Source organism: Blautia sp. DFI.1.216, from assembly GCF_020594215.1.
In the GTDB taxonomy this organism is placed as follows: domain Bacteria; phylum Bacillota; class Clostridia; order Lachnospirales; family Lachnospiraceae; genus Blautia_A; species Blautia_A wexlerae.
Genome location: NZ_JAJDML010000006.1, coordinates 111,543 through 123,843 on the forward strand (window position 1 = coordinate 111,543; position 12,301 = coordinate 123,843).

General features: G+C 38.6%; 8 protein-coding genes and 1 pseudogene. 3 read left to right on the forward strand and 6 right to left on the reverse strand.

Features of this window, described 5'->3' with window-relative positions:
* Positions 1–142: 142 nt before the first annotated feature.
* From LJE11_RS04100 to LJE11_RS04120, 5 genes are all read right to left on the reverse strand, one after another.
* Positions 143–1,003: a PfkB family carbohydrate kinase gene (locus tag LJE11_RS04100; RefSeq protein WP_025577722.1), complete on the reverse strand. Its 861-nt coding sequence runs from the start codon at positions 1,001–1,003 to the stop codon at positions 143–145.
* A 59-nt stretch (positions 1,004–1,062) separates the two neighbouring features.
* Complete coding sequence (locus tag LJE11_RS04105; RefSeq protein WP_025577721.1) at positions 1,063–2,034, reverse strand: SIS domain-containing protein; 972 nt, start codon at positions 2,032–2,034, stop codon at positions 1,063–1,065.
* A 36-nt stretch (positions 2,035–2,070) separates the two neighbouring features.
* The gene (locus LJE11_RS04110; RefSeq protein ID WP_227295570.1) at positions 2,071–3,492 is read right to left on the reverse strand and encodes a YfcC family protein; all 1,422 of its coding nucleotides are present in this window, start codon (positions 3,490–3,492) and stop codon (positions 2,071–2,073) included.
* A gap of 35 nt (positions 3,493–3,527) precedes the next feature.
* On the reverse strand, positions 3,528–5,099 hold the full coding sequence (locus LJE11_RS04115; protein WP_227295571.1) for an amidohydrolase family protein: 1,572 nt from the start codon (positions 5,097–5,099) through the stop codon (positions 3,528–3,530).
* A 269-nt stretch (positions 5,100–5,368) separates the two neighbouring features.
* Complete coding sequence (locus tag LJE11_RS04120; RefSeq protein WP_227295572.1) at positions 5,369–6,091, reverse strand: GntR family transcriptional regulator; 723 nt, start codon at positions 6,089–6,091, stop codon at positions 5,369–5,371.
* Positions 6,092–6,438: 347 nt separating this feature from the next.
* Between LJE11_RS04120 and LJE11_RS04125 the strand changes: the two are divergent.
* The 3 genes and pseudogenes from LJE11_RS04125 to LJE11_RS04135 all read left to right on the forward strand — a co-directional run.
* Positions 6,439–6,918, forward strand: a pseudogene (locus LJE11_RS04125) (IS1634 family transposase); the annotation flags it as partial.
* A 292-nt stretch (positions 6,919–7,210) separates the two neighbouring features.
* A complete protein-coding gene (locus tag LJE11_RS04130; RefSeq protein ID WP_227295573.1) occupies positions 7,211–8,395 on the forward strand; it encodes an SAM-dependent methyltransferase in 1,185 nt (394 codons plus the stop codon).
* A 567-nt stretch (positions 8,396–8,962) separates the two neighbouring features.
* Positions 8,963–10,993, forward strand: coding sequence for a right-handed parallel beta-helix repeat-containing protein (locus tag LJE11_RS04135; RefSeq protein ID WP_227295575.1), 2,031 nt, complete (start codon positions 8,963–8,965; stop codon positions 10,991–10,993).
* Positions 10,994–11,098: 105 nt separating this feature from the next.
* Here the strand turns inward: LJE11_RS04135 and LJE11_RS04140 are convergent, their stop codons facing one another.
* A complete protein-coding gene (locus LJE11_RS04140; RefSeq protein ID WP_331466244.1) occupies positions 11,099–12,265 on the reverse strand; it encodes an MATE family efflux transporter in 1,167 nt (388 codons plus the stop codon).
* Positions 12,266–12,301 lie beyond the last annotated feature (36 nt).

The following is a 12,301-nucleotide window of genomic DNA, read 5'->3' on the forward strand; positions in this document are numbered from 1 at the left end:
CTGTTGCTGTCCTCAAGAATTTCCTTCTTATGTTCCAATATGTATTGCAGGATATCAGGAGTTTCATATATGTAATCCATTGCATTTCCATGGTACAGCATATATTTTCTCCTCTTTATCTTTCACTTTATATATTATATTTCTAATCCTCGTATGGTTTTCCGTATCCAAAAGCACCATTGAGTGTACATACATGTGCTGCAAATTTAGAAGCTTCTTTTAAAGAAGTACGGATTGCTTCCTGTCTGTCAGTTCCTCTTTTCAGCTGATCAATATAACAATCCATAAAAGAAGTCAGAAAAGAATCTCCGGCACCCATTGTATCTACCACATTGTCAATAAGTGTTGCCGGCTGTGTATAAAACTGTTCACCATCATACATAATGCAGCCTTTAGAGCCTCTGGTAAGAGATACCAGCTCTGGTCCCAGGGAATGAATAAATTTCAGATGTTCTTTTGCTGCTTCATCATCTCCGTCAAAAGAACAAAATGCATATGTAATGTATGGTGCATATTTTTCATAATATTCTTTGGAAGAGTCATCAGAAAAATCGAAGGAAATTTTTATACCAGCCTCTTTCATAACTTTCAGCTGTGATTCTGTATAGCAATAATTTCCCGTATGCACAAAATCAAATTCTTTCATATATTCAAGGTCAAAACGGTCAAGAATATACGGAGTCTTTCCTCTTACTCCACCTTCATTATAATCCCCAAATATACGGTCTCCATCACGAAGTGTACATTTAGACCATCCGTTTTCTCCTACCAACTGTTTGCACTTTACAGTTTCAATTCCAAGTTCATTTAATACTGAAATTACAAATTCTGCAATGTCATCACTTCCAAAATATCCCATATATGCAGCTCTCTCTACACCAAACATTTTGGAATATGCACACAGATTTACACAATTCCCGCCTGGATACATCATATGAGAATGTTCATACAGATCAACTACATTATCACCAAATCCCAATACTTTTGTATTATACTTTACCATTTTTCTTCTCCTTTTTTATCTGGCAGATTCATATCTGCCAGACTTGTTACGAAAGAATATTAATATTCTACAACACCCATGTATCTTCTCATATCAAGAGGATGTCTTCTCTTGTCCTGTAAACCTGTACGATATGCTACTGACATTGCATAGAATACCATTGGGCAGAAATATTCATTTACGCTTTCGTCAATTGCATCAATTCCCAGTTCCTTAGCATCAATTACTTCATATTTCTTTCCATATTTTTTCAGGAAAGTAAGTGCTCGTTCATCCATAACTCTGGCTGCACCTGTTCCCATAAGAAGAATGTAGAGATGGTCTTCATCTGTGCATTCGAATGGTCCATGGAAATATTCGCCGGAATGCAGATAGCAGCAATCCATCCACTGCATTTCCTGAAGAGAACAGATAGAGAAACCATATGCCTGTGAATAAGAAGCACCAGAGCCCATAATATAAAGGAACGGCTCTTCAAAATATTTCTCAGCAAATACCCATGTACGGTTCTGTACTTTCTTTACTGCTGCACGGACAATACCGTCAGCTTTTTCAAGTCCATCCAGTACAGCTTCATATTTTGTATAAGATGGCTCCTGTAACTTCATCAGTTCATTAAGAACACGCATTACAATTCCCTGCGGTCTTTCTTTTTCATTTGTATCATCTTCCCAGCTATATACGACTGGATTCATATCTTCCTGTGCACAGATAGAATTTGGATTATGTGTCATGGTAATCACTGCTGCACCACGTTCTTTGGCAAGTTTCGCTGCATTTACAGTTTCATTTGTATTACCACCATGAGAGCAAAGAATTACAAGTGCACCCTTTTTCAGAAATTTGGATGGGGATACAATCAACTCTTTTGCTGTAAGCCAATGAGAGTGCATAGTTTCTGATTCTGCATTGATAAAATAGAATCCTGGATAAAGATCTACTAAAGAACCTCCACATGCTGTAAAAAATACATCATTAATCTGTCCCTGCTCTTCATAGATTTTTTTGATTAATTCTTCTGGTCTGTTCATTTTAATAATCTCCTTTTATTTATATTTTATAGTTTTCTATAATCCTGCTGAAATTGTACAGAATACAATTGCTATAACCGCCATGATCAAAAACATTTTCCAGATAGTTTTCCACCACTGTCCAAATGAAATCTTGCAGATTGCAAGCCCCGCTACTGTTGTTCCTGCTACCGGACTCATAAGGTTTGTCAACTGATTTCCATACTGTAAAGCTGTAACTGCCGCTTCCGGATTTACACCATGAAGGTCACATAAAGGTGCCATGATTGGCATAGATAATGCTGCCAGTCCTGAGGAGGACGGTACTAACAATGTCAGTAAAGACTGAACCACATACATCACTGCCGAGAAAACAACATTATTGGATTTTTCTACCAGTCCACTTAATGCATTTAAAATAGTATCAATAATCATTCCATCCTGCGCAATTACCATGATTCCACTGCAAAAACCAATTACCATAGCTGCAAATGCAATATCCTTTACACCATTGATAAACTCTTCTGCTATTTCTGTTTCATTCATACCACCAAAGATTCCCATCAGGATTCCCATTCCCAGAAAACACATGGATAATTCATTCATATACCAGCCATTTTTTACAAGTCCTACTACCACTATAACCATTCCGATCACAAAAGTGATGAGCACCAACTTCTGACGAATTGTCATTTCCTGATTAAAATCAATATCCGTATTCATTTCTTTTTTCTTGATCAAATCATCCTGATACGTAATAGACTTTTCAGGATTTTTCTTAATCTTAAATGCTCTCCAGGTTACAAAAGCAATAACCAAAGCCATCATAATCACAAACTGGAGCATTCTAAATACCAGCTGTGGATTTCCCTGAATCCCGGCAATGCCCTGTGCAATCAATACACAAAACGGATTTACTGTAGATGCGGCATAACCAACTGTTGCAGATAAGCAGACTGTCATAAAAGTAGTCATGGAATCATATCCCATTGCAAACATAATTGGCATGATCAACAAATAAAATGGAATCAACTCATCTGACATTCCAAAGGTACTTCCACCCAATCCAAAAAGAACCATTAGAATCGGTATGATCAGAATTTCTTTTGCTCCAAGTTTTTTCACAATCTTCTGAATTCCCATATTCAGTGCATTAGTCTTGGCCATAATCTGAAATACACCGCCGATAATAAAGACAAATGCAAGAACCTCTACCATCTGTTGAATTCCTTTTCCAGGTGCCATAAGTACCTGAGCAATTCCCTGTCTTAAATTTGTTCCATCTTCAAGAACTTTATCTACCGAATGATAAGTTCCTGCTACTGCTACACTTCTTTCTCCTGCAGAAGTTTCCATTACCTTTCGTTCAAACTCACCACTTGGAAGAATCCATGTAAGTATTGCCACTACAATGATCAGGAAAAAAATCAATGTGAGCACATGTGGCATATGAAGTTTGAATTTTTTCTTTTCTTCCATTTTACCTTCCCCTTTTCTTATTGTTTTCTGTCAGATCAATTTTTTTCTGTCTGACTATTTTCTGTAAAAACGGTTCTTCCGTCCATGATTGTCATTACAACCCTTGCATCCCTGGCATCTACCGGATTAATTTCAAGTAAATTTCTGTCAAACACAGTAATATCTGCCAGTTTCCCTTCTTCTAACGTTCCAAGTACTTCTTCCATACCCAGATTTTTCTGTCCACCGATTGTCCATGCTTTCAGAAGTTCCGGTACAGTAAGAGTATTTTCTGATTGAAATGCTTCAGCACGTCCATCCATGTATCCTCCACAGGAATAATAGATAGATTCCGGTATACTGGTAAGCAGTAACGGTAAATCTGTGGCACCACTTAAATTCATTCCACTGTCTTGCATTTTACGGCGGTTCCAGTAATATTTTCCACGCTCTGTACCTATCGTCTGTTTAATATTATTAATCAGCACATCTGCCGGATCCAGTGACATAATCTGAAAATATAATTCTGCTGTTACCCCAATCCGACCAAGGATTTCCAAATCCTTTGGATCTGTAAACTCCATATCTGTAATTGCATGTCTGTTTTTCAGCTTTCCCTGAACCTTCTTGCATTTCTGATAAATTTCTGTGATTTTTCCTACTGCACCATCTCCCTGTGCATGTAAAGACCATCTGAAATCTTCTGCATCTGCTTCCAGAACGTCTTTTTCAATTTCTTCATATGGAACCGGATCTTTACAGCAGAAATCCTGATTTTCATATGGCTCTTTTAAGTCACCCTTATAAGAAGCAATCGTACCATCAGTCATCCGGTTAAAACCACTGAAACGAATCTTATTTCCTGTAAACTGCTCTCTCATTCTGCGGGCATAAACAAGATTCATTCCTTCACCTACAGGCTGTGACATAAAGAAGGTTCTCAGATTAAGATCTTCAGAATCTTCCAGTTCTTTAAGATAATCTGTAAATCCATAAAAGTCATCAAATCCCATTTCCTTTACAGTAGTTACCCCTCTGGAATTCATCATTTTCATATAATCTGAAAATTCCTTTTTAATAAATTCCCGGTCATTCAGATATTCTCTCATGATGCGGTAATAGCTTTCCGGATAACATGTTTCTGCCGAAAACTGATAAATGTTTCTGGCTTTCTGATTCATAATACAACAGGAACGATCTGCCGAAAAAATGATCACCGCTTTATTTGGAAATTTCTCCTCCAGCATTTCTTCTCCGTTCTGCCTGTCCCACATCTCCGGATTCCATCCATGACCCAGTAATGCTCCCTTCGGATGTTTCTTCTGCTCATATTTTCTCAGAATACAGCATCCCTCTTCATTATCTGTCACTTTCGAAAAATCTGCTCCTACATGATAAATTGCATATCCGGTAAAAAATGTATGAGTATCTGTAATTCCCGGCATAACCAGTTCATCCCTGAAATTAAGAACTTCCTGTGCCTGATCCAAAATATCTTTTTCAGGTTTTCCTGCTTTTTTTTCGACAATATGATTTCCACTTAAACACAGATATCCTTCGTAATCTTTCTCATTTATACCGTCAAAAAGATGTTTTGCAATAATCACTTTTGAAAATCTTTTTTTCATTTATCACGTCCTCCTTTCTTGGTTTGTATTATATCATTATATAACGTTATAATACAATATGACCTTTTGGGCAAATCATAACTTTGTGAATTCTTGATATTTTATTCTTTATTTTTTTGTCTATAACACACAAAAAAAGGATTTCCGTTTCTCATTTTCAGAGTATATTTCTGTGCTGAAAACAAGATTTGAAATCCTTCTTTTTATTCAATATAACCTTTCGTGTTTAAACGGTTCTTCACCATCTATTAATATTACATTTTCGTTGTTTATATAGAAATTTTGTAACGTGAACCAGCAATAATTTCATAACTGATATATAAAGGTTCTTCTTTTTCATTATTAATATAGCTTGCCAGAATCATAACAGGTTCTCCTTCATTCATTCTAAGGTATCCTGCCACTGGTTGAGAAACTGTACTGACTTCTACTGTACTTCTCGCTTTTTCAGATTCTTTCATATGATATTCTTTACTGAGAAGACGTGTAAGAGATCCATTTTCCAGCTTTTCCACCTGAAAATCTGGCAGAAAATCGGTTGGAATATAAATATGTTCATAAATAATCGGCAAGTTATCGGCTGACAGAATTCGTTCTATATGATATATCTTAGTATGTTCAGGTTTAAAAAAATCCTGCTGCCATTCCTGCATTTCCGTAATATGACAGGAAATGATATGTGAAGACGGCTTTCTTCCATTTGAACGACACGCTTCAGAAAAACTCATGTTGTTATCATTTTCTATTTTACGATATATTTTGGGTATTTCCACAAAAGTTCCTTTTCCCTGTCTTTTTACAAGAAATCCCTGAGAGCATAACTCTTCAATTGTTCTGCGCACTGTAATCCTGCTGACCTGATAGGCAGCGGATAATTCTCCTTCTGTGGGAATCTGATCTCCTTCCTTATATGTTCCCTTTCGAATCTGATCTTTTATCTCTTTCATTAACTGAGCATATAATGGTAACTGTGATTTTTTATCCAAACTCATCGATAACTCCTTCCATGTGCAAACATTATATAACGTTATATTATATCATACTTCTTAGAAAATCGCAAAAAACTTTCAGAAAAAAAACAAAATCCGACGTTGTCAGTGAACACGGGAGTTTGACAGTTGAATATAAGAAAAAATGCTTGCAGTCCTTATGGTACCTGCTTTTTTATGTCAAATTTTTTGCTTTATTTTATAGTATTATATAGCATTATTTTCAGAAGTGTGTAGAGGGATTTTCCATGAAAGTAACTACATCAAAATCAAAAAATTCGAAATCCTTTTATATTGCCAAAAGCTATATTAACAATAAGGGAAATGCAAATAAACCAACTTCTTTAAAACCACAGTATGCAAGATATCAGAAATCCGTTTGAGATGCCCAGATAGAACGTGCTGAAAAAATGCTCAGCACCGGTACGATAAAGAAGGAACGTAGGAATCCGAATGATCCTGCTCGATTCATAGGGAAAGTCGCAGCAACTGAAGATGGAGAAACTGCAAAGATCCACAATTATCTGGACACAGAAAAGATCGAACAGGAAGCCTTATATGATGGGATGTATGCAGTAACTACAGACCTCTTAGACGATGACGTAAAAGATATCTTAAAAGTCAGCGAAGGTCGTTGGGAAATCGAGGAATGTTTCCGTATAATGAAAACTGATTTTGAAACAAGACTGGTTTTTCTCCAAGACGATATACGCATAAAAGCCCATTTCCTTATATGTTTCCTTGCATTAGTGATATAATATCGTTACCTTGAAAGAAACCTGGAAAATGCCATCAGCTGCGAAACGATCTTGGATAAACTAAGAACGATGAAAAGGCCGGGAATAAAATACTATATTCCAAAACAACACAAAAAATCGCCGAACCTCAGTAAAATCAAGAGGTACAGCGATTTTTTTGTTTAGTAACTGTCAAAGACAAGATTATAACTTGTGTTTCTTTGATGGTCAAGATGTTTTTTGTGAACTTTTTGTTTCTTCTTCTATTTCCATTATTCTGCTACAAGTCTGACCAATTTCCCAGATATCTTTGTTTAATTCTCCCCTTGACGATAAGCACCCCCAAAGGTGTATCATAGTTTTGTGTTAAAGGAGGTAAACTATTATGTTTGAGACATTAGGAGAAAAGGCTGAAGAAAAGGCAATGGTGCAATTCCTTGAACGCTTTACGGACTATCCATTTCTGGTAAGGTTCAAGAATTCCGAATATCCGATCGGAGAGGGAGAACCCACATTTACAGTAAATTTTAAGGAAACAATTCCTCTGGCCGAGCTGCTAAAAAGCACTTCCCTGGCATTAGGCGAGGCTTATATGCGGGGAGATCTGGATATTGAAGGAAATCTTTACGAGGCACTGGATCATTTTCTGGGACAGATGAGCAAATTTTCTACCAATGAATCTGCTCTGAAAAAGATCATGTTCAGTTCTACATCCAAAAAAAATCAGGAAAAGGAAGTCACCAGCCACTATGATATCGGAAATGATTTTTATAAATTATGGCTGGACGAAACCATGAGTTATTCCTGTGGCTACTTCATTCATGACGATGACTCTTTATATCAGGCACAGGTTAATAAAGTAGATTATATTCTGAAAAAATTACACCTGGAAGAAGGTATGAGTCTTCTTGATATCGGCTGCGGATGGGGTTTTCTGCTGATTGAGGCTGCCAAAAAATACAAAGTACATGGTACAGGAATCACTTTAAGCCACGAACAATATACAGAATTCCAGAAGCGCATCAAAGATCAGGGCCTGGAAGATTATCTTACAGTGGAACTGATGGATTACCGTGATCTGCCGAAACATAACTATCAGTTTGACCGGGTAGTCAGTGTGGGAATGCTGGAACATGTTGGTCGTGACAATTATCAGCTCTTCCTTGACTGTGTAGAGAAAGTTCTGAAACCGGGCGGATTATTCCTGCTTCATTTTATCAGTGCACTGAAAGAACATCCGGGTGATCCATGGATCAAGAAATATATCTTTCCAGGCGGAACTGTTCCCAGTCTGAGAGAAATCCTAAATCATATGGCAGAGGACAATTTCCACACTCTGGACATTGAAAATCTGCGTCTGCATTACAATAAAACTCTGCTCCACTGGGAAAAGAATTTCCGTGAGAATATAGAAAAGGAAAAGACCATGTTTGATGAATCCTTCCTGCGTATGTGGGAACTTTACCTGTCAGCATGTGCTGCAACCTTCCATAACGGAATTATTGATCTGCACCAGATTCTGATGACTAAAGGAATCAATAATGATCTGCCAATGACACGCTGGTATTAAAATAACTGCCTGGATTTTTGTTTTTGAAATCCAGGCAGTATATATATGATATTCCAGTACAGACCAGTAATCCATAGCAAGGGTTCTGAGCTGAATTTCTACCAGTTCCTTCTGTCTGCTCCTCTTCCTTTTTCCTCGGAACCGGCTTCTCACTCTGCTTATCCTGTTTTTTATTCTTTGATTTCTTTTTATTCATGATAGCCTGCACTTTCTGGAAATATTTGTATTTTTTATAATATATCATCTGCAGAGTATTTACATCAAAGTCTATATAATATGCAGGTAAAAGTTACTGGTAAATAAAGCCCGGTATTTACTCACTATTTTAAGTTTTAAGTATCAAGATTTATTCTATTTACAGGATTTTTGCCAGAAATTCTTTCGTTCTCTTATTTTCGAATCCGACGTTTTCAGTGAACAGTAATGAATCATCACAAAATTCATACAAAATGACACAGGATTCCATTGTTTCGCTGCATATCTACATGCTACACTAGATTACATATCTTATGGGCATTTCGCCCGCAAACAGAAGGATTCAGGCCAGAAGGCCGGGAGGTTTTTATAATGATTATTTACGTTGATGCATCCGTGATCCAGACCGGAAACGGAACAAAAGAAAATCCATTCAAAACTATTCAGGAGGCCGCTGCAAAGGCACTTCCGGGAGATGAAGTCATCGTTGCACCGGGATTATACCGTGAAGCTGTTAATCCGATTCACGCTGGAACGGCAGACAAGCGTATCACCTACCGTTCTGCAATAAAAGGACAGGCGCACATTACAGGAAGTGAAGCTGTCAAAGACTGGGAAAATGTAGAAGGCACTGTATGGAAAGCAGTCATTCCGAACGGAATCTTCGGTGATTATAACCCATTTACTACCCTGGTATCCGGAGATTGGTTTATCGCTACATTTATTGCTCATACAGGAGATGTATATCTGAATGAAAAATCCATGTATGAAGTAACCACTCTGGATAAAGTTAAAAATCCACAAAAAAGTACTATCTCATGGGATCCTGATTTCTCTGTATATACATGGTACGCAGAACAGGATGAAGCCAATAATCAGACAATTATTTATGCAAACTTCCATGAAAAAGATCCCAATAAAGAAAATGTTGAGATCAGTGTAAGAAGAAACTGCTTCTATCCAGAAAGTGAAGGAATCGGATATATCACACTCTCCGGTTTCCGCATCAGTCAGGCTGCTACTCAGTGGGCTCCCCCTACCGCTTATCAGGAGGGAATGGTCGGTCCTCACTGGTCCAAAGGATGGATCATCGAAGACTGTGAAATCTATGAATCCAAATGCAGCGGTATTTCTCTTGGTAAATATCTGCAGCCTGAAAATGATAACAAATGGTTAAAGTGGAAATACAAAGACGGAACTCAGACAGAACGCGACTGCATCTGCCAGGCTTCCTATGAAGGATGGGATAAAGAACACATCGGTTCCCATATTGTGCGCAGATGTGAAATCCATGACTGCGGTCAGACAGGTATTGTAGGACATCTTGGAGGCGTATTCTCTGTTATTGAAGACAACCATATCCACCACATTAATAACAAGCAGAATCTGGCAGGAGCAGAGATTGGCGGTATCAAAATGCATGCTGCTATCGATGTTATTTTCCGCCGCAACCATATCCACAACTGCACCCGTGGTCTGTGGCTTGACTGGCAGGCACAGGGAACCCGCGTTACAGGAAATCTCTTCCATGACAATGCTCTTCCTAATGACTTCGAGGCAGGGGATGACGCTGTCACAAGCGTAGGAGAAGATATCTTCGTTGAGGTTTCCCATGGTCCGACATTGATCGACCACAATATCCTGCTGTCTGACCGTGCACTGAAAATTGCAACCCAGGGTGTTGCCCTTGTACATAACCTGATCTGCGGCGGCTTCGTTTCTGTTGGTATCGGTACAGACAACGGTGCACCTGATATTCCATCTCCGAGATATACTCCATATCACACCAAACACGGAACTCAGGTTGCAGGATTTATGACCATCCTTCATGGAGATGACAGATTCTACAACAACATCTTCGTTCAGAAACCAATCCGTCCTTGTATGCAGGATCTGGCTGATCTTATGGGTAACAATGGAAATATGTGGGATGACTGCAATGTGATTACAGGAACTTTCAAATTTAACGGATATCCAACCTTTGATGAATGGAACAGACAGTTCGAAGGTTACTGCGGAATGGGTTCTGAAACAACAGGCAACTGCTATTATGATCATCTTCCTGTATGGGCATCCGGCAATCTCTATTTCAATGGAGCACGTGCATGGGAAAAAGAAACAAATGCAGTCACAGATGCAGAACACACTGTAGATATCTCTGTTGAAGAGAAAGAAGATGGCTGGTATCTGAAGACCAACCTGTATGATATCATCAAAGAAGAAAACGACGGTATCATCTCAACTGAAACACTTGGTATGGCATTCGAACCGGAGCAGAAATACGAAAATCCTGACGGAAGCCCGATTATCTTTAATCAGGATTTCTCTGGAAATCACAGAGATGTCAAAACTGTCGCAGGACCATTTACGGATAAAAAAGCATCTGAGCAGAAGCTCTTTTAACCTGATATCCATATAGTCAATAGCTTTACCATATATAAACCATACATAAAAACAGCTATGAAGAATACAGATATTTTTATCTGCTGCTCTTGCATAGCTGTTTTCTTATTTTGTCATACTTTTATTAGATGCAAGCATTTTTGTAGACTTTCGGATGCACCACAGGCATGTCGGAAAAATATAGCAGGTTGCTGTGATCCAGGCAGTCTGGTCAGCGAAGCAGATGGCTGTGAAGCCAAAAGTTCCTACAAATCCAAGACAGACAACTGTTCTGGCGATCATTTCTGTTACGCCGGAGAAAACGGCTCTGCCTGAATATCCAAGTCCTTGAGTTACCATACGGGCGACATTGAGAATACCAAGACTCCAGTAGAAAAATCCCATACATCTGAGGTATTTGGCAGAGGCATCCAGAACTGCCACCGCACTCTTTCCAACAAACAGCATAGAAAGTGTATGCCCTGCAAAAATCAGTAAAATTCCTGCCGCAATACCATATCCTACTCCCACTGTAATACCACAGCGCAATCCTTTCTTAATCCTGTCAGACTGTCCTGCTCCAAGATTTTGGCTACAGAATACAGAAGCAGAGGTTGCGATAGCATCAAATGGACACATGGTAAACTGCTTGATCTTCATTGCTGCAGTAAAAGCTGATACATATGTACTTCCAAGCCCGTTGTTCGCAGACTGCATAACCATACTTCCGATAGCTGTGATGGAGAACTGAAGTCCCGTAGGCATTCCCATTGCCAGAAGTTCCTTTACTGCATCCCCTTTTATTGTCCTGTTTTCTTTCTTGAGCCACAGAAGTTTCATTTTGCGGATAATAAAAATAAGGCACAAGATTCCACTGATCGCCTGTGCGGAAATGGTTGCAATGGCAGCTCCGGCACATCCAAGTTTCAGCACTACGATACAGAATAAATCCAGAAAAATGTTCAGAACAGCAGATAATGCCAGAAATATAAACGGTGTTCTGCTGTCTCCCACTGACCTCAAAATACTGGACAGATAGTTATATAAAATCGTAAAGGGAATCCCCAGGAAAATGATCAGCAGATAACTATATGCATTGTCATAAATGTCCTCTGGTACAGATAAAATATGCAGAATCTGAGGACATAAAACACTGCATAATGCTGTCAGGATCACTGCGATTCCTGCACATAATACAGCTCCAGTGACATGCTCCCGCCACTTAAATCTTACAGATTTTGAAATGGGGCTTCCTGCTCGATTGCCCTTCAGGGCAAAGCTAAAACAGGCTATCCCCGCGTGTCCCGCGGTTCTTTTTTTATCCGGTTA